This is a genomic window from Mucisphaera sp., assembly GCF_965279675.1.
GTDB lineage: Bacteria > Planctomycetota > Phycisphaerae > Phycisphaerales > Phycisphaeraceae > Mucisphaera.
The window spans coordinates 299,900-324,114 of record NZ_CBDIIJ010000002.1 but is presented as its reverse complement, the minus strand read 5'-3'; the positions used below and the strand labels follow the sequence as shown (position 1 = coordinate 324,114).

Here is a 24,215-nt window from a genome sequence, read left to right as displayed (position 1 = left end):
TGCCTCCTTATGCCTTTGCCCCGGCACCCTGCAGGCAACGAGCGATAAACTCATCGGCATCAGATGAGATGGCACCATTGACATACGCTGCCGGTTTCATTTTGGTAGCTGTCTCGGCAATCTCACGATCTATCAGATTCAAATCAATGCATCCTATGTTTCGCAAATCTTTGACGAGAATCTTTGGGAACACCTCTTTGTTCGCTTTGGTGGATGATCTGAGAAGCTCCGTCGTTGCACTGCTGCTATTCAGGTACATCTCTACAAGGTCCAGGTAGATTTCGTATCCGGGCTTTGGCCTAACAACCAAAATGCTTGGGTTGTGCACGAACTTGTCGCTGCACTTGCTAGCGATGATAAGGCCCGGCGGCTTGCCGACGATCTCTCGCACTAGCAGTCGCGGGCCTGTGAACCACTCAAGGTCAACAAATGTCCCAACCCATGGGCCGTACTTAACCCACTGGCCGGACCACGACACTTCTCCGCGACCAACGTCTTTGCCCTGAAGTTCACGAACGTACTCATCTGATTCCTTGGTACGAGAATGCCATGCGCGAGACGAGACGATTGCGTCGGCTTCTTGGGCTCCCAGTCTCTTTTCAAGCGACGTGCGGCGGTAGGGAATGTAGCCTTGCTTAACGTCAAAGAAGGTTCCCAAGGCTACGCTACTTGACTGCTCGCGGGTTTCCGAATCATCGAATGAACTCCATGAATCCTGCTCCCGAAGCAGACTCACGTCGAAGCGGGATACTGCTGCGCCTTGCAGCCCCGGAGTGGTATCGAACACAAAACATGCATTCGTAGGCGCAATAGAGTTAGAGAAGAATAACATTGACTGCCGGACGGTCGCCCCAACGAAAATCTGGTAACTGGAGAGATTGACTATCGCGTATACGTATGCGCCCTCCGCTAGCATTCTCCGAATCGGAATCGACGAGTCATTAAGCAAGAATGAATCCGGCAATAGAAGCCCAACGCTCCCATCACGAGACACAAGGCGATGCGTTTGCTCGATAAATGCCAAAGCGGACTCAAAGTCCCGGAGATAGTTGAACGCTGAGGACAGCCAGTCCTTCTCAATCCGAGTGAAGTCGGCTCCCCATGGTGGATTGCCTACGAATGCATCAAACCCAGGGTCTGGCCGTTCCATGACCTCCGGGAATTCGATGTGCCAGTGGAAGGGTTCCATTCTGTTCGGATCGGCTCTGAGCGCATCAACTGGCTTCTGCGGACGACTGCCTCGCTCATGCGCCAAGAGCCTCATTCCCAATGTCGAGCTGTCGCCCAGGTAGGCCATAAGGGCCTCCAGGTGCTCCTTTCGTGTTTCCTTGCGCTGTCCGGCCTTGTTACCTGCGAAGAAAGCAGAGATGAGTAGGTCGCCAAAAAAACGCACCAGATCTAGTCGTTCGTCTGCGACCGCGAGCTTCTGCTTCTTGGCCTCGGGCGACTTGAAGTCACCTGCGTCGAGAATCTCCCGGCGGGCCGCAAGCGCCGCCTCGATCCGCGGCTCGATGAGCTGGGCCCAGATCTGCTTTTGCTTTCCCCCGCCCGGCTCCCAGGTGAACGAGGCGATCTGTTTCTTGGACAACCCGACGAGCGAATCGCCGACCCGGAACGCGTGGTCGAGGAACGTAAACGCGTGGTCCTTGGCGAGCGTAGTGAGCCAGATCGAGAGCTTGGCGAGGTCGGCCGCCATCGGATTCTTATCCACGCCGTAGAGGCACCGCTGAGCGATGACCCGCCGGGCGTAGAGCAGCTCGTCTTCGTCGGGCGGGATGGTCGGCATCGAGTCGTGCCGCCGCCACGCCTCGACGAGCTCGTCCGCGAGCTGCCGACACGCCTCGACCAGGAACGCCCCGGACCCCATCGCCGGGTCGCACACCTTGAGCTCGAGGATCTGCTCGGGCGTGATTCCATTCTCGCTGGCTTCGTCCGCGAGCCGCTTGAGGATGGGCTCAAAGGTCTTGCGGACGATCGGCTCGGTCAGCGACCGCGGCGTGTAGTGCGAGCCCGACCGCCGGCGGGCATCGGACGGCTGCAGCACCATCGCCCCAGGAGGAACGAGGTCGGGCGTCGCCGCCTTGTCGAGCACGGAATCGAGAGCGAGGTGCAGCTCATCGAGCGTGACTGCTTCCTTGACTACTTTCGTGACCTTCGGCGTGAGCTTGCGGTCGGCCTGATTCTTGATCCACTTTGACCGGTCTTTGGGCGCGACCTCGAGCAGGGCCTCGAGGTTGACCGTGGTCGGTGCGCCGTGCTTCTTCTGGGCCTTCACCGCGATCGACCTACCCTGAGCTGTCTCGAGGCGGAAGCCCATCATTGTCTCGTAGACCGACCCGATCTGTTCGACATCGAGCGCGCGGTACGAGATCCGCTCGCCATCAAGCACAAGCAGCTTCTCGAGCGCCCGGTAGACGGTGCCGTCGGGAACGAGCGGGATCTCGAGCCGCTCGCCGTCCTCCCGCGGCCCGGAGCGCCCCTCGAGGAACGGGAAGCGATCGGGGTCGAAGAGATGGCCGCGACGGGCGGGGATCGCAGCTCCGTCCCACTTCGCCCCGTCGTGAAGCATCCGGGTCAATGCGATGAGCTGAGCCCAGGCCCCATACCGCTGGTCCATCGTGTCGGGGTAGAGGGCCGCATCGTCGCGGAGTCGTTCGTAGAGCCCGCCGATGGAATAGCTGCGGAGGAAGATGGTGTCGTCCGGCAGCATCTCGCGTTCCTCGGCATAGAGCAGGAACACAAGGCGGAGCAGCACCGTGGTGAGCGCGTGGTAGACCTTGTCGGGGTCGTCATCGAGCACTTCACGGAGCAACTCCCCGTTCGATGCGTCGTGAGCGGCCTGGAAGCCGCGGATGAACTCGTAGAGGGCCTGCAGGACCTGCTCGGCGAGTTTCTCCGAGACCTCGTTCTGGAACTTGCGGCTGTCATCGAGAAGCGCTGCGAGCCGCTGGTTCTTGGGAAGTGCGAGCAGCCGGCGCTGGTTGAGGAGCAATCGGAGAGCGGTACAGATGGAACGCCCCGAAGTCTGCACCATGTCCGCAACGCGGAAATCGAGCCAGCCGGAGCTTTCGCCGCGGGGGGCTGACACAAGCCGCAGAACCTTGCCGTTGAAGAGCAGGCCGGCGCTCACACCTGTGCGACGGAGCAGTCGCTCCATGCGACCGTGCGCGGAGACCTCGAGGCCGCCCTTGCCCCGCTTGGCCCGGTCGAGGTCCTCTCCGGGCTCGAGCGTCTGCACGAACAGCTGCCACGGCGCTGCGCCCTCTTGGGGCTCGAGCTCTCGAACAGCGAAGTCCGGCCGGAGCGTTTCGTGATACTCCGGGAGCGCAACCTCGAGTTCCTCCGGGATCGGAGACTCCGATGTCCCGGCATAGCCCTTGGCCGAAAAGCTCCAGCCGAGAACATGCTTGGCGAATGACTCGAAGTCGGGAAGCCAGGGCTCGGGATCCGTGCTGACATCGAATACACGCTGTTCGACGGCCTCGCGGAGCAGTCGCTGCCCCTCGATGTCGTTCCGCTCGAGGATCGCACCCGCACGGACCATCGCCGGTGCAGAGACGACCAAGCCCGTCGGCTGGACGAAGCCAAGCCACTCAAGGTGAGCTCTGATGGCGGGGTCCACCTTTTTGGCCATCAGTTGCTCTCCGGCCAGAGATAGACAAGGCCAACAGGCTCCACCCGCTGAGCCTTCACCTCGTAGAACTCCCGGATGCGATCCGGCTCGGTCTGCAGGTCGCGATCGAACTGTTCGAGCCGAAGCCGCCACGCCTTGACGTCTGATTCGAGCTGCCGCCGTTCCTCCTCGTTGAAGCCCAGCGACATCTGGCCGAAGTCCTTGTCGCTCTTCGCCAGCTCGGCAACGACTCGTTTGCGCTGCTGCTCAAGAGTCTCCTTCAGGCTCTTCGCCTCTTTCTCGCCGCGTACTCCCAGCTGCTCGATCGCTCGCTGCGCGATCTCGCCAGCGCGGGGCTCCAGTTGGGGAAGAAGATCATCGATGTCCTGTTGGGCCGATTCGAGCAGTCGGTTCTCGATCGTTGTCGTGGGCTGCGTTGCGTTCTCTGGCAAGAGGGCGTCTTCGAGCAACTGGATAGTCTTGCTCTCCGCATCGGTCGCGTACGCCGAGAGCGGCCCGGTTCGACGAGATGGTTCGATCCAGCGTGCGGCGATCGGCACAATTTCCTCGTGCAGTCGCTCTGCCGCTGTCCCATACAACGAGAGACGTCCCAGTAGCAAGACGCGAGGGATGGAGTCGCGCACTTGGGTGAGGCAGGCTCGCGAAAGGTCGTTGTAGACGAAGCCCTGGGTTCGGAATCGAGCGAGTAATCGCTGGACAACGCGTTGCTCGAGATGCAGGTGCACAGTGTCCTCGGTGATGACACCAACATCCTCGAAGACGACCGGGCGAATCGGTGCTTCTCGTCGCCACTCAGCGAGTTTCTGGCCGGTCTTACGTGGAGCACGAAGGGTGTCGAGGGTTGCGGCCCAGCTGGCATCCGTCTCGGCTCGTCGGTCGAGTGGAGGGAATGACCATACCTTGCGACCTTCTGAGTCCGCTGTCTCGGCAAGCGGCGAGGTGCCCAAGAGTTCAAGCGAGCATGAGAGGGCATCTCGGAACGGGCCAGCTTCGAATCCGACCCAGTTCCGCGAATTCTCCAACAGGGTCTGGCAGTGCTCAATCTGAGCCTTGAGTTTCTCGCGATGCTCGCGTTGCGTCTCAAGCTCCTCTGCAGCAGTCTGCTTGCGTTCTGCGTCGAGGTCGGCCGCTTCGATCTCGCGGGCCAATCTCTTGGCATCACTGTGCCTGATGCCAGACTTTAGAAGCCTACGTTCGACGTCCTCATCGATCACCTTCGACAGGCTTCCCAACTCGCGCTTGATCGTCTCTGTCTTGCGGACAAGGACGTCCAGCACGTGATCTTCTGCTCGCTGCGGAAGTGAGAAATAGTGGCAGCGGACCTCATCGGCCGGCTGAAGCTTTCGGTCAATACGACCATTCCGCTGTTCGATGCGCCCTGGGTTCCATGGAAGATCGAAGTGAAACAGATCTGTGCAATGTGCCTGGAAGTTGAGACCTTCGCGAGCAGCATCTGTCGCGATGAGAATGCGAAGCGGGTCAATGGAAGGGTGACGATTGAACCTCTTCTGAATCTCCCGGCGACGCCTCGAGCTCGTCAGCCCATCGATGACTTCGATCCGCTCATCTGCCCGATCGGTGCCTTCGATCGCGTGCTCGAGAATCGATCGCAAGTATCTCTTTGTTCCATCGCGGTTCTCGGTGAACACGAGTACTCGGCGGTCGTTCCAGACCGGGGTTGGCTGTGGCTGCTTCTGGCCAAACGGTGCGAGGCGTGGACACATCGACTGGCGAATCCAGTCGAGCAATGCCTCGACTTTGGCATCTGGCTTGTCTCTCGCGCGGTCAGCGATGCGCTGCATGGCCTCGAGCAGCTCCTGCTCCCGAGCCCATATGCTCTTAGCCTCAGCACTGTGAGAAGCGTCAGATTCTGCGGCGCTCGTCGCCGCCTCTACAGCCGCGGAGTCTTGCTTCTCGAGATCATCGTCATTCCACTCTGAAGATTCTTCATCCGATCCTGGCGAAGATGTCAGGAGATTCAGATCGGCGGAAGAAATCGCGGCCAAAGCGCCATGTCCAGCATCCCTGTCCCAATGTCGCTGAACGGTCACTTTGTGGACCTTGAGACTTCTCGCAAATGCCTCAATCGATGAGAGCAATCGCTGCTGCAGGCCAATCACCAGAAGACCAGCAGATGCTCGTGCTCGCTTGCTTGAATTGGCGAAACGCAGTTCACGAAGCTCGCGGTACTGGTTCAGAAGAGTTGAAAGCTGAAGCTCCGGCGCGTCGTCTGGAAGGCTGTCTATGACCACGGGTGTCACCGTGCGCTTGGGAAACCCGCCTTGAATCTCACGGATGTCTTCCTTCAGGCGGCGGACCATTACCTCGTCGAGTGCAGTCTTTCGAACTTTCACGCCGCGCGTAAACCGGTACGGGTCGAGAAGCTCGAGGAGCGTCGAGAAGCTGTTCGAGTGCCCATTGTGCGGAGTTGCAGACAGAAAGAGGCGGTGTTCGAAGCGACCGCAGAGGTCACGGACGGCCCGGGTGAACTTTGACTCGATTCCGTATCGCCCACCGCTGGACGGTGCCGCATGGTGCGCTTCGTCAAGGATTAGGAGGCTTCCTGAGAGAAGGCTGCCAAGCCACTCTCGCATTGGATCGGTGTAGAGCGGGTCGATGAGCAAGCTGTGCGAGATGAGAAAGCGACTGTGTGTTCGCCACGGATTCACTCCGAATCCACGGTCTTGCCTCACCCGGTTCAGGTATGACCTATCAAGAATCTCGAAGACGAGCCCAAACCGTTCTTCGAGTTCGGCCTTCCATTGTTCGAGAACGGAGCTCGGTGCAGACACAACGATTGTCTTCGCTTTTTTGCGAAGCAGGAGTTCGCGGGCAATCAAGCCAGCCTCAATCGTTTTTCCCAAACCAGTATCGTCCGCGATGAACAGGCTGACTCGGGGAAGACGGAGTGCTTTGCGAAGAGGCTCCATCTGATAAGCATCGATTTTGATGCCTGCGCGGAACGGCGATTGGAAGATACTGGGTTCGGTAGCGGTGACACAGCCCCACCGGAGAGTGCGAAGGAAAGAGCCGAAGAGTTGGGGTGAATCAAATCGCTTTGAAGCCAGGTCCGCCCAGCCTTCATCTCGGACTACACAGCGGTCAGGCTCGTGTGTCCACAGGACATCTAGCAGCTGCCCCTGTGCATCGTCGTCGGCGCATGCCATGCGAACAATCGGGGCAGCGTTTGCTGGTCCAGCTTGAATGACCTCATCAACGAGCCAGCGACGCGTTCTCACCATGACGAGATCACCGACGCTGGGTATCTCCGCACTTAGTATGTGGTCCCGATTGGCGATGCCACTGTGAGTCATGCTTCACCACCGCCTCGAGGCGTTTCACGGAGCCAGCCGTCAATCGCAACCTTGCTGAACCTCCAGTGCTTCCCAACCTTTTGGCCGGGAACCTTGCCCTCCTGGGCGAGCTTGTAGAGCGTCGACTTCGCGACCTGGAGGTAGGACGCGAGGTCGTCGATAGTCATGACCTGTGGGGGGCCTGGTGGTGGTCCAGAATGCCGCCGAGAGGTTGCAGCCATTCAAACAGGATAGTGCGGGTTGCTGCCAGTTGCTGGATAAAGATATTGGCCGGCTGCCGTGCCGCGAACAGGCATGATTTCAGACCGTTGCTGGCATCGAGGTCGCTCGAACCGCCCATTCGCCCGCACTACATTTTGGGCGAATCTGCACTACAAATGGCTTTCTGTCGCCCTTTCGATGTAGTGCTTGATTCAGGCGAGCCTCGTAAGCGCTTGATTTATGGAGACTTTTGAAAGCGGGTGACCGGAGTCGAACCGGCGACATTCAGCTTGGGAAGAAGAAATTGACCTTGCCCTACGAACCAGCCCACAGGCTACTGTAGACCGAGGCGCGTTTGCAGAGGCGGGCGGAGTGTAGCGGAGCCCGGCTCTCTAGTGATGGATTCGGGTGCGGGTACCCGATAGCCCAGCGACGAATGAGGCCGGATTGTGTTGTAGTGAACCCGCCGACGCTCGATGAGCACCCTCGCTACATTGAACGTGTCGAATCGCTGCCGGGTCAGCAGCTCATCCCTCAGGTTGCCGTTGAAGCTCTCGACGTAGCCGTTCTCTCAAGGGCTGCCTGGCTCGATGAACAGGGTCTTCACCCACCTTCGCCAGCCAGTCACGTAGACCATCACCCCGCGTGACTAGTTAGACATGGCGTATGACGGGATGGAGATACTGTCCTCGACGTGTTGCGTACTGGTCAAGAAACTCCGTCATCGTTACTCTCACATGTTGCCCTGACGCCAATTTTGAACAATCGCTCTGACCGCAGCCTTAAGTTCGAGCGGCAGATCATGCCAGACCTCAACAAGCTGCTGCAGTTCTGCGTCGTGAGGTGCGCATGGCGCTGCGCGCTCATCAAAATCATCGAAAAACACTGGGATTTCTTCAATAGCACGGGGGTTCGAATCCCCCCGGCTCCATTTCGAATGCAACACGACACCTGCAAACGACACGTCCGCCTCAAGAAGCAAGACTTCTTTGGCAAGCCACGGCCTGCCTTACCACCCCACGCGTGTTATTCATCATCAGGACGTTACCACTCGTTCGGTGTTGATCTCTGCGCAAGATGTCAAGCTTCAGTCGTCTTAAAGCGTCTCCATGTGTCGTCCAATTCCAACCATCCTGCCAGAGCGCGTGTAACGCGACTTGGTTGCTCTTGGCAGGTTTCTTGCGCACCCCGACCTAAACTCTTGGGTAGCTTGTTTGTCGCAACAGTCGCCACCGCAACCATCAACCCAGGATAAACCACCATGCCAAACAACGTCCGCATCAACGAACTGCTCGATTACGTCCGCAATGGCAGGATCATGGAGGCAATGCCCGAGTTCTACGCCGACGACACCGTGATGGAAGAGCCCGCCTATGGCAAAACGATCGGCCTGCAGGCCAACATCGAGCGGGAACAGAAGTTCGTGGATTCCGTCAAGGAATTCAAGAACTTCACTGCGGATCGTGTCGCGGTCGGCGACGACTTCTCGATTTACGAGAACGTGATGGACTGGATCGACGTCAACGGCAACGAAATCCACGTCGAGCAGGTGGTCGTCGCGCAGTGGAAGGACGGCAAGATCGTCCACGAACGCTTCTACTACGACCGTGGCTGATCCAGCCAAGCCATCGTGCAAGCCCGCTTAGCGAACACACCAGAACCAGAAAGCCCCCATGAGCGATCAACTACAGAAAATCACCGAGCAGGCGTGCAGCCTGCCGCCCGCGAAATACGACGATCTCAGCGTCCTGTTCCTAAACTGTACGCTTAGCCGCAACCCGATTATGTCCCACACCGAAGGGCTGATCAAGGTCGCAGAGGGGATCTTCCAGCGGGCAGGCGTCAACCAGACCAAGATCATCAGACCGGTCGACTACGTCATCCCCGCCGGCCTTGGGCTCGACATGTCCCAAACCGATGAATGGGATCGTGACGACTGGCCACAGATCCAGAAAGAAATCGACGCCTGCGACATCCTCATCATCGGCACCAGCGTCTGGCTTGGCGAGAAGAGCTCGGTCTGCTCAAGCACCCTCGAACGCATGTACGGCTATACCCATCAGTTCAACGACAAGGGCCAATACCGCGACTACGGCAAGGTCGGTGCCTGCCTGATCACCGGCAACGAGGATGGCGTCAAGCACTGCGCCATGAACATCCTCTTCTCCCTCTCGCACATCGGCTACACCGTTCCGCCCCAGGCCGACGCCGGCTGGATGGGCGAAGCCGGCCCCGGGCCTTCCTACATGGACCCCGGCTCAGGCGGACCCGAGAACGACTTCACCAACCGCAATACCACTTTCCTCGTCTGGAACTGCCTGCACCTGGCACGCATGATCAAAGATGCCGGCGGCATCCCCGCTCACGGCAACCTGCCCGACGCCTGGGATGCCGGCTGCCAGGCAGGCTTCCACAGCCCGGAGCACCAACGCTGACCTCGCGCCAGCGACGGTCAAGTGCCGGAACCAGAATAGTCAGTCTGCCCCCTCGTCTGTTCACTGCTCACTGCACCCCGGACCGTGCACGGAACGGCACCCCCTGCCCCTCCTCGATCGGCGTGAAGCTGAACTCGAAGCCCATATCCATCGCATGACCACGCATCCGGATGGCCTCGGGGAAAGCATCTGGCCACACGGCCACCGACAGATACTCCCGCGACGGGTCACGGCCAGCCAGCCACTGGACCAAGCGCCGATCCGCTGAATCCCCTTGGCCGATCAGCAGCCCTGCACCGCGCTTCGGGCTGGCACGATTGGCTACAGCGTCGATCTCAAGGTCCCGGGTATTGGCCACCGGCTGCCCGCCGCCACCAGGCAAGGCCAGCACCTCCACCATACGACCGGCTCTGAGCATGATCGGAATCTCACGCTTATCCGTGGGCCGGAACCGTCCCACCCGCCGCCGATCCGGCTCCACAGGATCAATGGTCTTTTCACGTTCTTCAGCCTCCTGAAGCTGTTGAGCCAGTTGCGACATCCGCGCCTCAGCCGAATCCAGATCAGCCCTCGCCTCGCGCACCGCCGCCTGCCTCCGTTCGAGTGAACGCTGCAACTCGGTAAGCTCAACCTCCGCCAGCTCCACTTCGGTCAGCAGCAACGCATACTGCCTGTGGATCAGAGAATCACGCGGCTCCATCTGAACCAACAACACTTCCAGACTCTGGATCTCCTCAGTCAACTGGCTCGTAGTTTGAGAACCGGCAGACGAAAGCTCAGTCGGCTCCACCGACGAAAACTGCAGCAGTATGATGACGGTCAGCGCAATCAGCACAATCCCGCCAAACACATTGCTGATCGCATCCAGAAACAACTCCAGCGCGTCACTGGCATGCTGCGCCGCTCGCCGCCTCCTCATGGCCGACCCCCACTCTCATCCGACAGCGCCAGGTTCCAGCCCACGTCAAAGCCCCTGGCCTCCAGCTCGGCCCGCAACGCATGAAACCGTCTGACGCCACCCGGCTCCACCACCAGCACCAGGGCATCGCTGCCCGCCTGCCTATCACCGACCCACGCCAGAATCTCATCGGTCGACCGACCTAGCTCTACAACACCAGACGAAGCCTCAGCAGGGGTGTCCGATACAGTCGTGGTGACCTCGCCAACCAACGTCGGACCCTCCGTCAGACGGACCCACCACGTTCGCTGATTTGGCGAATCCCCAACCAGCCGTGTGATCGGCTGGCGTACCGCCGCCTGCTCCCGCTGTGTTTCCAACTCAGCCAAGGCCTCGGACAGCCGCTGCGACCGAGCCTCCACGTCACGCACTCGCCGGCGCAGATCCGTAGCGGCGCGATCCTGCACCTGCTGGGCCGCCATGATCTCATACCGCTCCGCCTGCGCCCGCTTTAACCGCTCCATCAGCGCTTCGATCGTCGACGCTGGTTGCACTGCCGCTGTCTCTCGCTCAAGCAGCAACGCCAATTCGCTGCGCAGCTCGTCCCGTACTTGCTGGAGCCGTTGCGCCTCGGTCGCGTCGTAGGTGCTCTCCAGCTCAGCGACCGTTGGCTCCGCCCCGACCGTCCTTGTGACCAGATCAAGAGCCAGCAGCAACGTCGTGATGATCATGACACCGGTCACCGCCGCGATGATGTCCTGGAAGGCAAACAGCGAAAACGGCCCCCCGCGAGATCGACGCCGACGATGTCTCACTGACCGGCCTCAAAAGGGCTGAGCCGCAGCCGACTAACAACGTGCTTCCGGCAGTAATCACTAAACGCATCCAGCAGGTCATCCTCACGCTTGCGCACCGCAGTCAGCAGCATCTGAACACCCAACGCCGCCAGCAGCCCCAACAGGGTCGTATCGAACGCCGTGGCCAGACCCGCCGTGACCTCCTGAAGCGCCGGCTTGAGCTGCTCGAACGTACTCGCATCCTGAAACACGGCCCCGAACGAACCGAGAGAGGCCGACAGCCCCTGAACCGTGCCGATAAAGCCCAGCACAGGAATCGCCCAAACCAGCCCACGCAGCAGCGTGTAGCTCGACTCCGCCGCATCCGCATCGGCATCGGCACTCGAGTTCAGCACCTCATCGACATCACTCACCCGGCCGATGTTGCGGAGGTTCGACAACGCAAACTCTAGGCGACGAAAGAGAATGAAATGACCCGGGTCTACGCACCGCGCATGCAGACGATCCATCACACGCGATACCGTGCCGGGAGACAGCACAAAATCAGGATCCGACGGCACGATGTCCAGCTCACCCAGCGATTCAGCCTGATGACGAACCTTGTGCAACTTCACCAGCAGCATCAGCAGCGACCAGACCGTGAAGACCACGATCGCGTAAGGCACCGGACCCCGCTGCGTGAACAGGTCCACCCACCACGAATCAGGAAGGGCCGAGAGCACGAGGTAAAAAGCCACCGTCACGGCCATCGCCGCAACCAGCCAGACACCCGATGCCACCGAGGTATTCTTCCCACCAGGCAGCCCCAGACGGAACTCAAGATCACGGCTCCGCCAATGCAGCCTGGGTCGTTCATCTCTTAACACCAAAGGCTCACCGCCGGGTGTCAGCGAACGGGAGACATCCTTCGATTCCTGCATCGGCGATGAACTCAAAGTGATGACTCCGTAGTGGTCTCAGTCGAAGGGGTTGCTTGGTCATCCTGCCCGGCCAACGCCGACAGCTTCAGCAGATAGTGCTGCCAGCAAACCAGACACGCCAGCCCCGTCATCCCCGAGGCAAAAATAACACACCTCACCAACTCACCGCCCGCCCGCACCGGATCGCTGGCTGCAACCACCCACACCGCTCCATAACCCGTCAGCAGGCTGGCAACCCACAACAGCAGGATCACGACGGCCAGCGGCCGCACCGATACATGCTCTGTTCGCGTCATTCGTAACCGAACAAACAGCATCGCCACCCCTAGGAGCCAGACGGGTCCAACCACCGCCAGCCCGATCCCGCCAAACACCCCCAGCCATCCCGAGCACCAGACGAGTCCCGACAGACCCCACAAAGCGGCATCCTTCGAGAGCCACCGAAGCCGAAGAACCATCGCGAGCCCGAACGAAGTCACCCCCAGCACCGTCCAGATGCCAAGCAGCCACGCCACCCCCCAGTCACCAGCTTCATCCCGCCACCCCCACCAGCTCACAGCGTCTCCCCCGACAACCGCCACCGGCAACAGCCCGAGCCCAAACAACAACCCGCCAAAAGAAGCCTGAGCCACCCGCAGCTTCGTCTCACGCTCCGCATCCACCCCCGCTGCATCGTCCGTGACCGCCTCCCCGAGCAGAACCAGCCAGGCCGCATCCCCAGAGGCAACCCCACCCGCCTTCGGATGCCTGGTCGGTCCCGCGGTACCCGCATCGACCTCTTCAGCCGCCTGCATGATCTCCCGGATCGACCGCCACGTCCGCCGATCTCGCGACACCTCGTGCCAACGCGAATACAAACCGGCTTCCAGCCGCTGCCGCACCCGGGTGGCCGACATCGGCCCCTGCTCATCCACCCCAAGCCGAACCCACCAGCCCCCAACCCCGTCGGTCGAATCCGATGCAACATCCCGACCCTGCTGAGCCAGCGATCCGCCCGTCATGAACCCCCTCCGCCGACGCGAACCGAGGGCGCAGACGCCGAACCACGCCGATCTGTTAACCGCTCATCGGCCACCGCAGCCGGCCGGGTCAGCCACAACATCGATCCAACCGGCAGCCGCGACGCCATGGAAGCCCTCAGCTCCAGCCGCTGATCCTCGAAACGACCCACCCTCGTCAATCGCGATCCCCGACCCGTCTCCGTTTCCGCAACCACCGCCCAGACGTCGAACGGGCCAGAAGCAGGCACGAGGGTCATCAGCGCCGTAGGCGCCGCCGTCTCATCCCTCATCAGCACCGCTCGATGAGCCACATCCGGGCTGATGCGCCGATGCAGCAGCACCCGCTCAGCATCCATTTCGGCCTTCCATCGATCAACGTCCCGCGGCTCCTCAAAAACCTTCTCCATAAACCGCCGACTGGTCTGCGCCGCCACGTTGTCCGGATTGAGCCAGTTGCCCGCGTGATCACCCTGAATCGCGATCCGGTCACGAAGCTCGGCAAGAAACGGATGCAAACGCCCCGTCCCGTCTTCGAGATTGTTCAGCAGCACCTCGATCAGCACGCCACGCAGCACCGGATCAACATGATCCGCATCAAGCACCGTCTCGATCACCGACACCGGGAAGGTATGCCACCGACCCAGATCAAGCCTTGAAACCAGCAGCAACAGCTCGGACGCAAGCTCAGACTGCGGGGCCGTGACGACAGGCCCCAGCACGCCCGGCGCAAACGCCTTCGCCGTGGTCTGGGTCGTGTCAGGCGACAGAATCACATTGATCCGCGTACCCGCCGAATCATCCCGCCGTCCACCATCGCCCACCACGTAAAACCGCTTGCCCTCTCGGGTCTCCACCATGTTGAGGTCCCGAAACACCGGAGCCCGCAGCAGCGCCGGCAACTGACCCAGCCAGGGCCCATCCTCCGACATCGCCAGCACCGCTGCCCCCCAGTACCCGCGATACGCCTCCAGATCGGCACGCATCGGGGAACTCGGATAAGCCTCCAAGTAAGCAACAATCTCCCGGATGCGCTCCGCCACCATCTGCAACGATCCCGGATCACTCCCACCCTGCCACTGCCGCCTGAGCACCAGCCAGGCCTCCACCGCCGACCAGCCCTCTGCCTCCATCGCCGCCTCGGTGAAGCCAGGGCTCAACGGTGAATCGGGGAAGGTCGCGGCATACCGGGTCAGCTGACCCGCCAACACCGCCGGCCGATACGTGTACCGCGCCAAACCCGCCTCCATCGAAGCCCGCTCCCGCTCAAGCGCGCTCGCATCCAGAACCGCTTGAGACAGATCACGAAGCCTCATCGCATCCACACGCAGCGAACCAAGCACCCGCTCCGTCGTGACCGTCAATCCCGGACGAAGTTGCCACGCATCCAGTTGATCCAGTGCACCCTCCGCCACCTCGAAGACCCGCTCCGCTGACGCCTCCCGATCAAGACCGCCAGCCGCTTCGAGCTCTGCCCGCAACGCCGACGCCTCACGAAGCGTCCGCGCATCATTCGCCTGCTCCACCCGCAGCCGATGAGCCTCAAACCGACCACGAAGCTGCTCGTAACGCGCCCGCTCCTCTGCCAGGCGCGCAAGGCTCGATAAGGCCTCCAGCCGCTCCGACGTCAGAGAATCATCAGGCGATCCCTCAAGCAGATCGGCTTCACGAACAAAAGCCTCCGCCCGCTCACGCTCCGCCTCCAGTGCCTCATCCAACCGCACGCGAACCTCACCGGCCCGCAGCGAATCCAGATGCCTGCCGTACCCAGCCGCAAAAGCCTCCCACTGTGCCCGCGCCTCCTCCGGCTCATTCGCCAGCACCGCACGCTCAATCGCATCAAGCCGGCGCTCAACCTCACGCTCGGTCTGCTCGCGAACAATCACCCAGCCAATAACCACCACGATCCCCACAGCCACCAGCGCCGCCGACCGCTGCCACATCCGCTTCTGACGTTGCTGCAGACCCACCCGCCTGGCCAACTCCGCCCGCGCATCGTTCCCCAGAGAATCCGGCAACGGCAGCTCGAAACGCTCCACCGCCAGCATCGCCTGATGCAGCTCCGCCACACCGCCATCGGCCTCGATCGCACGAGCTAGCGACTGGCAGGCCTCTCTGTGCGCAGCTTCAACAGCCCGCCGCGACGCCTCAGCTTCAACCCACGCAGACACCGGCCCGACGGCCTCTCGCAGGGGCTCAGGCAGATCCGCCAGACCATGCCCAACCGCGGTCAGTGACTGCTGCCAGGGACTCAAAAGCCCCAGACACGCTTCGTAGTCCATAGCGCTGTAAGCCTCACCAAGCTCAGGCAGCATCGCTTCCAGCCACTCATGAACCTGTCTGACCCGGTTCGCTCTGAGCGCTTCAGCCACCGACGCCAGCAAGTGCTGCGGAGCCGGCACCTTCCGACGCTCATCCGCCAACTCCCGGTGCACCGCCTCAACCGTCTCAGGGTCATCACGCATGGATGCAAAACCATCGACGATCTCAGCCAGCCGGTGCTTCTCCAGATCCACCAGCGACTTCGACCAGCCCGGATGATCGCTGTCGTGCTGATCCAGCGCCCGAAGCGCAGCAATCCGGGCCGTCAGTGGCGCGCGCACGGCACACAAAAAACGATACTCGCGCAGCAATGGCGAGACCCGCTGCTCCGCCGCGTAAGCCCGGTTGATCTCCGAAATCACATCGTCTCTGAATACGCACGGCCGAGGCAGATCGTGCTGCTCGCAGAACGCCAGCCAGCCCGAAAAGTCACGCAGCTCCAGCGCACGTATCAGCAAGAGCAGACCCGGCTCAGCATCCGCCTCCTGAACCGCCTCGGTCCTGAGATTCGCCGACAGCAGAAACTGGCAACGCGTCAACCGCTTCTGAGCCTGAAGCGACTGCTGCTGATACTGCGAGGCCAGCGCCGCCGCCTCCTCGAGATCAGGCAACCCCTCACGCTCAAGAAGCTCATCAATACGCTGTGCCAGTCGCCGCGTTTCCTCCATGCTTAAGGCGTCCCCTCTGCAAGGGGCAATCGACCCAGAACGGTCTTCTCATCCTGGCTCATCAGCCGCACCACTGGTATCGCCGCTTCTCCCATCCTATTCTCGGACAAACGATCTCTCACCGCCTCGAGCCGTTGCAGTTGCTCGTCGATGCGCTCGATCTCCGCCCGCACCCGGTTGGCCATGCCGCCAGTCCCGCCACCATTCGCAGCGTCCCGCTGCCAGCGATCCTTCTGCCGTTCGAGCTCCTGAATCCGTCGCTCAATGCCCGAACTCTCCCGCACCCGCACCGACCGACCATCCCGCCCCAAAGTCACCTGCCAGGACCGCTCCAGCGACACCCACTCGATGTGCGTCGCATCCTCCGAAACCAACAGCCAGCCATACCCCGCCGGCTCCGCACCGAGCCTGATCGGCCCAAGGCCCGGCCGCAACACCACCCCCGCAGCCGACGCACCATCCGCAGAATCCATGTCTAATTCCACCGGTCGGAACTGGTACCCGGCCAGCGTGATCCCCGCCCGCCGCGCCTCAAATCGCGAACGTGGCAGCAATCGATCCAGATACGCCAGCGCCTCCGCCGACTGAATCGGCGAGTGAGCCCGCCACGACCAAACAAAATCCGTGCCCTCCACCCACCACTGCGCCAGCAAAAGAGGCGAACCCATCGGCCGCCGAATCTCCAGATGGCCCCGGCCGCCCTCGTTCCGCACATCGGGCCTGAGCAGGCCTTCCCCGGCCTCCAGCCCATCCGGCCAAATCAGCACCATCGACTCGGTCCCTGCCGGCACCGTCCCGATCACCTGCTTGTTCGCCCTAATCATCCCCAATGCATCCACCTCGCGCTCCGGATGATCCAGAAACCGCAGCTCATCATCACCCACCACCGCTTCCATCGATACCGGCTCCGCGACATCCACCGCCACAGATGCCTCACCCGACAACGCCCGAAGCCGTGACGCCAGGCGATCGGCACGCTCCCGCTCAGCCTGTAACTCGTCATGCGTCTTCCCGAGCTTGTCCAGCAACGCCTGCTGCTCCGCCTCGATCTGCTGCCCCGCCTGAATCAACTGAGCCTCGATACGCTTCACCGCCTCCAGATAACGCGCCTCGAAATCATCCAGCGCATCATCCTGAGCCCGCACCGACAAGCCCGTCGCCGCCAGCCAGATCAGCCCGGCGAGACTCGCCAAACACCATCGGCCCGAAGCTCCAAACAACCTCATCACGGGGTCTCCTCAACAACCCACCGTATCTCTTGCACGGCCACACCACTTCTCGCCGCAACCACCGCCACACGCACGCCCGGAAACACCCGCATCTCCTCCAGTTGACGATCGATCGCAGCCACACGCATCTCAAGATCTGTCACCGTCAACCCCACCTCATCCACCGCTACGCCAATCAGCTGCTCCTCGTGGACCGCCATCTCGTCCACCACCCGATCAAACGCCGCGAAGTCTTGAAGATGCGCGAAGGCTTGACGCTTACCCTCATCAATCGAACCATCCTCCCGCTTCGGAAGCACCGCAACCACCCGATCCAACTTCGCCTCCAAACCCCTCCTCGCCTTCAGCCATTCGGCAAGGCCATCCGCCCGTCTCCGCGCCTCCGCACGCTCGCGCTCAAGCTCAAGAGCCTGCACCTCCCAACGCGCCTGGACATCCACCAACGAAGCGCTCATCGAAACCCCAAGCCGCAGCCGCGAACCCTCCGGTCCCTGATACACCAGGGCTCGATCCCCATCCGCCAACGCTTCCCGCCAGGAAGCCGGCAGCCACACCGTCCGCAACGAGGCAGACACCCCCGATCCACCCCACGGCACACCCACGCCACCTCGATGAATCAGCCCCGTGACCTCAGCCGGACGAACCCCACACATCGACGCCATCCGACCACGAGTGTCATCAACAACCTCGATAAGCGAGACCGCTGCATGCCACCACAACAGGTCCTGCGATAGCGCCCACGCCTCAGGCAAGTCCGCATCCAGCCACGACCACATGACCCCTTCCACCGTGAGATCAACCCGACCCAAACGCACCTCGACCGGCAGACCGAGTGAATCGCGAGAACGACAGACCAGCTCAGCCCGACGACCCTCCACCTGCCAGAACAGATCAGACCCAGACATCTCCCACGCCGCTCGCACGGACAGCCGCGCCTCATCCGACAACAGCGACCCGGGTCGCCAAAGCCAAACCGACCGGGCCAACACCCGCGAACCCGTCCCGATACCAGCCGAACCCGTCGACACCGTCTCAACAGCCGGAAGATCAACCACCAGCTCGAGTGCCTCAGCAGCAACCAGGTCGTCGGACACCATCGCAGCTACCGACGCTGGCGAATCCCTCTCGCCCTCAACACTTGCTTCAACCCGAGTAACCGGATCGACGGGCATCGACGCCGCACCGCTCGATAGCGCAGCCTCACCACTGCGGGCCGCCTCTTCCACCTCTGCAAGCCGAGCCTCAAGCTCCACCACCCGCGTCTGCGAAGCAGCCAGCCGATCCTCAAGCAGCGCAACCTCTGATCGCTCATCCGCAGACGATTCACCCTCAGCGACAACCAGCTCGCCACGGTCAGTCATCAGCAGCCAGCCACCAAGGACGATCACACTCACCACCACACCCAGATGAAAGGCACCCACCACACGCCCATCCACACCCGCTTCCGCCGGACGCAGATCTTCCCCGATAACCCTCGAAGCCGAACCCGCCACACCCACCGCCCGGGCTTCCAACCGATCCTCCCCACGCACAGCCCGCTCAGCAATCACGGGCGTAGCCTCAGCCTCATCACCAACAGCTCTCGCCGTCGTTGCCGCTTCGACGCTCGACACCCGCACCGCCTCCCCCCGCTGCGCCGCAAGCACATAAGCACTCTCCGCCGGTACACCCAGCGACGCCGTCAGGTCCAGGCAGTGCGCCGAGTCTCTCGACATCAAGGCCGACTTCGCCGCCGCCGTACCCGCCACCACGAAACGCCAGGCCACGTGATGATCGGCCAGCGGATCCGTGTGATACGTCGAAAACGTCACGTCCCACCGCCGCGAGGCCGGCAGCAAACGGATCGCCTCCCGAATCAGCCGCAGCGGGTCATGCCTCGCCGGGTCATGCACCACATAGATCGCCTGCGCGGGATCGATCAGGAAACGATCCACCAGAAAACCCGCCCAACCCGCATCCCCCGTCGCCTCAGCCCAGGCCGAGCAGACACCAGGCTCCTCCTTTCCCGAAGCAACCGCGATCTCCTTCTCCAGCAGCCTCGGCGAACCCGTCCACGCCTCGCGAAAGAACCCCGACCGACCAGCCATCCACGCCGGCCCCGCGTCCGCACGCTCGCCCGGCAGCACCACCCGATGATCGGCAAGCTTATTCACGCGCCCACTGTGATCCACACCCGAAGACGCCACCCGAGACAGCACCGACAGCGTCTGCCCCGCATGATTCAGCAGCACATGGCTGAAGCGCACAGGCGAGCCCGCCTCCGTCGCCGCCAGCCCGCCGGCCGGCCGATATCCACTTAGCGCCTCAAGCCTCGACTGCAGCGACACCGGCAGACCCTGGCTGTGAGCAACCGTGCAGAACCCGGTCGAGCCCGAGCTGAGCCCGCGAGGAGCCGAGGTATAGACCAGCTCCCACGCCATCAGCCACGCTCTCTCTCACCCGGTGCCGCCTGATCCGGATCCCCGGGAAGCATCTGCCGCGACCACTTGGCCAGCGAATACAGCACCGGCGCCGTCACCCACTTCGGCGCGATCTGCGTCGGACGAATCATCAGCCGGGCCTCCTGACCAACCGACTCCGGCGGACCACCCAGTGCCGAGACAGGCACATAAACCACATGCCGATGCATCGATTCCGCCAGCGATACAAACTCTGGCACGACCGACTTCATCCACGCACGGGTCTTCTGCGACGCCCGATCGATCAGCCTCGTGTCGACCGCCCACGAGCCGTCACCCTCCCGAAACACAGGCTCATCCGCATCACCCCATGCAACACCCGCCAACTCCCGCCAGGCATCCGCCTTGCTCACCAGAATCATCAAAGGCTGCTCAAGCCGCTGCGACTCACTCAGATGGCTGTAACGCCTCACCCGCCGCGCCATCTCATTGAGAATCGTGTCCTGACGCACCTCATGCGCAAAACCCTCACCCAACTGAGGATCGCGACTCGCCTTCTTCATCACCGCGCGACAACGAGCATCCTGCATCGGATCGAAGAGAAACATCAGCACATTGGCATGCGCCACGTGCTGAGTGCCGGGCGTCAACGTCGTATCGTTCCCCGGGATGAAATGCTCGCCCGCGTTGTCGTAGAAATTGAGCACGTGGCCATAGTTCTCGCCCGACGAAGAACCATCAGCCTTCCGATGCCCCTTCGGGGCCGTCAGCAGAAACTGGAACGGACGCGCCAGACTCACCTGATGCTGCCCAAAGCGCACAAAGTCGTAATGCGCTCCCTGCATCTCGGTCTTGTCCAGACTGATCGGGTCATCCGGCCGCGATCGCAGAAACAGCGTCTGCTCATTCTCGATCAGCGAGGCATTACCCACCGGATCCACATCCTGATACCCCCAACCAAAACGATCCGGCAGCAGCGAACGCAGACGCCAGGTCATCGCCGCCGTCAGATACGTCTTCCCGCTCGCTGGCACACCCACCAGCGAAAAATACAACTGCCGCGACTGTAAGAGTGCCCGCGGAATCAGCAGCCGACAAGCCGGGCACGCCAGATCATGACACACCGAACCACGCGCATCGATCGCGTTGCCATGCACGTCGTACTGGCTCGGCAGAAAACGACGCATCACATCCTCACCCGCCACAGGATCGCCCCGAAGACTCGGATGTGCCGCCACCCACAGTAGATCACCCAGATGTATCCGCGCCCAGCAGTGCGGGCAGACCGTCCGCCGAATCGTCCGACCATCCCACTCGGCCGACTGCACGATCAACTCATCCCGACGAAGCGGTTCCGTGTAGTCAAACAGCTGTGTCTGCGTCAGTTCCGGCGGAGACAAATCCTGCCAGGTCTTGTCGTTACCCGACCCAGAAACATCAACTTGAAGAGGCTCGGTCGCCATGGACGCTCCGGAGCATGTGCCCGTTCGTCATGGGAGGGGGCAACGTGGCACGACTGTTTAACCACGTTAAGCTATCGGTAAGATGACGGAAGCAGATGCCTCAGTCAAGCATTTGAACGCCGATTCGTCGGAAGCCGATAACACCGACCCACCCCACAACCCCACCAGCAGGCCCGGTCCACACGTCCGAAGCGATCACTGGAAACCGCCTGCTCTCGCCCTCATCCTCTTCCTGATCGCCTGCGCCTCACTGCTCTTCTGGCTGCCACTTCAAACATCCTCCGCACCCGGCAACGGCCAGGACGGCCGCGGCGCAGGCCTGGGCGACAGCACACAAACAGGCAACCAGGCAGCCACCACACAGCAACCCGGCGACGGCCCGCAAGCCACCGCCAACCAAACAGCCGGCGACGACACCAACGCGCAACCACCCAACGTCGCCACCCAGTCGCTTCATCAGGAAACCCCTGCAACCAGCCCCGACACCAACACGCCCACAACCGAACCCATCCCAGCCCAACAGGCAAACGCCTCGCAGGAGATCGGCTTCGCCACCGACCTCAACGCCGTCCTTCCAGACCCCACACCCATCACCACGACAACCACCCCCCCAAGCCAAACAACGACACCTTCGGGCCCCCAGGGACAGGCATCAGCCGGCTCAGAACCAAGCGACGGCCTCACCAGCTTCTTCGACCAGCCCGGCCACGGCTCGCGCTTCGTCTTCCTCATCGACAAGTCAGGCAGCATGGCCGGCGAAGCCTTCGAAGACGCCCGCTTCGAACTCATCCGCACCCTCCGATCACTCCGCCCCCACGAAACCTTCTACGTCATCTTCTACGACAACGACGCCGAACCCATGCCCGCCAGAGCACCCGTCCGCGCCACACCCCAGAACGTCGAGCGCTACATCCGCTGGATCCGCGAGGTCAGCACCGGAGGCGGCACCGACCCCACCGACGCACTCCGGCTCGCACTCACCCAACTCCGCCCCGACACCATCTGGCTCCTCTCCGATGGCAGCTTCAACGTCGCCGTCACCGACACCATCACCCGCCTCAACCCCAACCGACGCGTCCACATCAACACCCTCGCCTTCCGAAACCGATCCGGCGAAACCATCCTCAGAATTATCGCCGATGAAAACAAAGGCGATTACCGCTTCGTCGGCCCCTGACAACAGCCAACAGCCCATCTCGCCCCACCCGCCAATTCAGCCGATAACCCACACATGACCGACTTATCCAACGACATAGCCATCGTCTCCGGCCTCCCCCGCTCCGGCACCTCCATGCTCATGCAGATGATCGCCGCCGCCGGCATCCCACCCCTCACCGACAACCAACGCACCCAGGACGAGGACAACCCCCGCGGCTATTACGAACTCGAAGCCGTCAAGGCCCTCCGTTCCCCCAACGCCGACCGCACCTGGCTAAGCAATGCCCCCGGCCGCGTCGTCAAGGTCATCCACCTCCTCCTCGAAGCCCTCCCAACCAACCACCACTACCGCATCGTCTTCATCCACCGCGACCTCGACGAAGTCCTCGCCTCCCAGGCCAAAATGCTCGAACGCTCCGGCAAGACCGGCGCCGCCCTCCAACCCGACCGCCTCAAAACCGTCTACCAGTCCCAACTCGACAAAACTCTCGCCGCCATCGCCGCACGCCCGGAGATGTCCCTCCTGGAAGTCCACCACACCGACCTCCTGACCAACCCGGACACACCCGCCCGACAGATCGCCGACTTCCTCCAGCCGCTCCGCCCCGATCACCCCCTCGACACCGCCGCCATGACCGCCGCCATCGACCCCACCCTCCACCGCAACAAAAGAACCTGACTCACGACGACCCCCGCCCCGAATTCAGCAACCCCCACCGCCGAATCAGCCACAACTCCACCCCTGTCAGCACCACCAGCAACCCCACTACCACCCAGAAAGCCAGCGACCAGTCCGTCCCGGGCATCCCCGCCACATTGATGCCCAACAAACCCGTCACAAACCCAAGCGGCAAAAACACCGTCGCCACCATCGACAACAGATACATCGTCTTGTTCATCTGCTGCGACTGCCGAGCCATCAGCTCCTCCTGAATAAACACCGCCCGATCCCGCAGCGCATCCAGATCCTCCGTAAACCGACGCGTCCGATCCGCCGCCTCATTCAGCATCACCCGCGCTTCATCACCAAGCCACCGCGCATCCAGCTCCGCCGACCGATACAGCACCTCGTGCTGCGGGGCCAGATACCGCCGAATCGTGATGATCTGCCGCCGTATCGGCCCCAGCTCCGACTGCACCGAGTCCACATCCCCATCCAGCGCCCGATCTTCAAAATCATCCAGCAACTCCCGGATGTTCCCGATCACCGGCGCCATCCGATCCGCCAACGCCAAAGCCAGCTCCGCCAGCAAACGCCCAGGCGTCGTCGGCACCCGACGCTCATCCACCTGGTTCTTGACATCGTTCACCGCCGCCAACTTCGGAAAACGCATGCTGATCAGCCGATCCCCATCCACCCACATCCGAAGCGAAATCATGTCGTCCGGCTCCGCACCCGGATTCAGATTCACGCCCCGCAGAATCACCACCGCCCCCTCACCCCGCGTCAGCAACCGAGGCCGCGTGTCCTCGGCCAGCATCGCATCAAGCACCGTCGCATCCAGCCCGCTCCTCTCCGCCAGCCACCGCCGGGTCTGATCCGACCGCCGATCGAAATGCGCCCACACCGGCCCCTCCGAAAACGACCACCCATCCAACCCCGACTGATCCAGCAGATTGTCAGGTGCCAGCCGGGAAAGCGCCCGCGCGTGCAGCAAACCCGTCCCAGTTCCGTTGATGCTCGTCTGATTCATCCGCATTTTGTAACCACAACCCCCGCCAACGTCTCCCCGCTAGCATCCCCTTGTGCCCACCAACCCCACCCAGAACCTGATCCAA

The 24,215-nt window shown here is 62.0% G+C and carries 18 protein-coding genes and 1 pseudogene; 4 read left to right on the top strand and 15 right to left on the bottom strand.

Translation table 11 applies throughout. The features are described from left to right. Positions 1 to 7: 7 nt before the first annotated feature. From ACQZAB_RS01405 to ACQZAB_RS01380, 6 genes and pseudogenes are all read right to left on the bottom strand, one after another. On the bottom strand, positions 8 to 3,634 hold the full coding sequence (locus tag ACQZAB_RS01405) for an Eco57I restriction-modification methylase domain-containing protein (protein WP_428386435.1): 3,627 nt from the start codon (positions 3,632 to 3,634) through the stop codon (positions 8 to 10). After that, positions 3,634 to 6,948 (bottom strand): DISARM system SNF2-like helicase DrmD, encoded by a 3,315-nt coding sequence (gene drmD / locus ACQZAB_RS01400; RefSeq protein WP_428386433.1) that lies wholly within the window; start codon positions 6,946 to 6,948, stop codon positions 3,634 to 3,636. Before drmD ends, ACQZAB_RS01405 begins: the two co-directional genes overlap by 1 nt. Next, positions 6,945 to 7,115 (bottom strand): helix-turn-helix domain-containing protein, encoded by a 171-nt coding sequence (locus ACQZAB_RS01395; protein ID WP_428386431.1) that lies wholly within the window; start codon positions 7,113 to 7,115, stop codon positions 6,945 to 6,947. The genes drmD and ACQZAB_RS01395 overlap by 4 nt, the downstream gene beginning before the upstream one ends. Then, positions 7,112 to 7,288: a hypothetical protein gene (locus tag ACQZAB_RS01390; protein ID WP_428386429.1), complete on the bottom strand. Its 177-nt coding sequence runs from the start codon at positions 7,286 to 7,288 to the stop codon at positions 7,112 to 7,114. Before ACQZAB_RS01390 ends, ACQZAB_RS01395 begins: the two co-directional genes overlap by 4 nt. 195 nt (positions 7,289 to 7,483) lie before the next feature. Further along, positions 7,484 to 7,781: pseudogene (locus tag ACQZAB_RS01385) on the bottom strand (integrase core domain-containing protein); the annotation flags it as partial. Positions 7,782 to 7,882: 101 nt separating this feature from the next. Beyond that, complete coding sequence (locus ACQZAB_RS01380) at positions 7,883 to 8,113, bottom strand: hypothetical protein (protein WP_428386428.1); 231 nt, start codon at positions 8,111 to 8,113, stop codon at positions 7,883 to 7,885. A 297-nt stretch (positions 8,114 to 8,410) separates the two neighbouring features. Between ACQZAB_RS01380 and ACQZAB_RS01375 the strand changes: the two genes are divergently transcribed. Both ACQZAB_RS01375 and ACQZAB_RS01370 read left to right on the top strand, forming a co-directional pair. Then, positions 8,411 to 8,764 carry an ester cyclase gene (locus ACQZAB_RS01375; protein WP_428386427.1) on the top strand — a complete coding sequence of 118 codons (354 nt, stop codon included), beginning with the start codon at positions 8,411 to 8,413 and terminating at the stop codon, positions 8,762 to 8,764. 58 nt (positions 8,765 to 8,822) lie between these two features. Continuing rightward, positions 8,823 to 9,584, top strand: coding sequence for a flavodoxin family protein (locus tag ACQZAB_RS01370; protein ID WP_428386426.1), 762 nt, complete (start codon positions 8,823 to 8,825; stop codon positions 9,582 to 9,584). A gap of 67 nt (positions 9,585 to 9,651) precedes the next feature. On the opposite strand, the gene ACQZAB_RS01365 is transcribed toward ACQZAB_RS01370, so the two are convergent. The 8 genes from ACQZAB_RS01365 to ACQZAB_RS01330 are packed head-to-tail and all read right to left on the bottom strand — an operon-like array spanning position 9,652 to position 21,278. Next, positions 9,652 to 10,458 carry a hypothetical protein gene (locus tag ACQZAB_RS01365; protein ID WP_428386424.1) on the bottom strand — a complete coding sequence of 269 codons (807 nt, stop codon included), beginning with the start codon at positions 10,456 to 10,458 and terminating at the stop codon, positions 9,652 to 9,654. Between the two features lie 41 nt (positions 10,459 to 10,499). Further along, a complete protein-coding gene (locus ACQZAB_RS01360) occupies positions 10,500 to 11,297 on the bottom strand; it encodes a hypothetical protein (protein ID WP_428386422.1) in 798 nt (265 codons plus the stop codon). Further along, positions 11,294 to 12,214, bottom strand: coding sequence for a MotA/TolQ/ExbB proton channel family protein (locus tag ACQZAB_RS01355; protein WP_428386421.1), 921 nt, complete (start codon positions 12,212 to 12,214; stop codon positions 11,294 to 11,296). The genes ACQZAB_RS01360 and ACQZAB_RS01355 overlap by 4 nt, the downstream gene beginning before the upstream one ends. Continuing rightward, on the bottom strand, positions 12,211 to 13,200 hold the full coding sequence (locus ACQZAB_RS01350; RefSeq protein ID WP_428386419.1) for a hypothetical protein: 990 nt from the start codon (positions 13,198 to 13,200) through the stop codon (positions 12,211 to 12,213). The genes ACQZAB_RS01355 and ACQZAB_RS01350 overlap by 4 nt, the downstream gene beginning before the upstream one ends. Further along, on the bottom strand, positions 13,197 to 16,187 hold the full coding sequence (locus ACQZAB_RS01345) for a hypothetical protein (RefSeq protein ID WP_428386417.1): 2,991 nt from the start codon (positions 16,185 to 16,187) through the stop codon (positions 13,197 to 13,199). The genes ACQZAB_RS01350 and ACQZAB_RS01345 overlap by 4 nt, the downstream gene beginning before the upstream one ends. 2 nt (positions 16,188 to 16,189) lie before the next feature. Continuing rightward, the gene (locus ACQZAB_RS01340; protein ID WP_428386416.1) at positions 16,190 to 17,413 is read right to left on the bottom strand and encodes a hypothetical protein; all 1,224 of its coding nucleotides are present in this window, start codon (positions 17,411 to 17,413) and stop codon (positions 16,190 to 16,192) included. Continuing rightward, positions 17,413 to 19,836, bottom strand: a complete 2,424-nt coding sequence (locus ACQZAB_RS01335) for a hypothetical protein (protein WP_428386414.1) — start codon at positions 19,834 to 19,836, stop codon at positions 17,413 to 17,415. The genes ACQZAB_RS01340 and ACQZAB_RS01335 overlap by 1 nt, the downstream gene beginning before the upstream one ends. Then, positions 19,836 to 21,278, bottom strand: a complete 1,443-nt coding sequence (locus ACQZAB_RS01330; RefSeq protein WP_428386412.1) for a hypothetical protein — start codon at positions 21,276 to 21,278, stop codon at positions 19,836 to 19,838. The genes ACQZAB_RS01335 and ACQZAB_RS01330 overlap by 1 nt, the downstream gene beginning before the upstream one ends. A gap of 82 nt (positions 21,279 to 21,360) precedes the next feature. On the opposite strand from ACQZAB_RS01330, the gene ACQZAB_RS01325 reads away from it, so the two are divergent. Together ACQZAB_RS01325 and ACQZAB_RS01320 are read left to right on the top strand one after the other, a co-directional pair. Further along, complete coding sequence (locus ACQZAB_RS01325; RefSeq protein ID WP_428386411.1) at positions 21,361 to 22,455, top strand: VWA domain-containing protein; 1,095 nt, start codon at positions 21,361 to 21,363, stop codon at positions 22,453 to 22,455. Positions 22,456 to 22,509: 54 nt separating this feature from the next. Further along, positions 22,510 to 23,115: a sulfotransferase gene (locus tag ACQZAB_RS01320; RefSeq protein WP_428386410.1), complete on the top strand. Its 606-nt coding sequence runs from the start codon at positions 22,510 to 22,512 to the stop codon at positions 23,113 to 23,115. 1 nt (position 23,116) lies between these two features. On the opposite strand, the gene ACQZAB_RS01315 is transcribed toward ACQZAB_RS01320, so the two are convergent. Next, positions 23,117 to 24,130 (bottom strand): CorA family divalent cation transporter, encoded by a 1,014-nt coding sequence (locus ACQZAB_RS01315; protein WP_428386409.1) that lies wholly within the window; start codon positions 24,128 to 24,130, stop codon positions 23,117 to 23,119. Positions 24,131 to 24,215 lie beyond the last annotated feature (85 nt).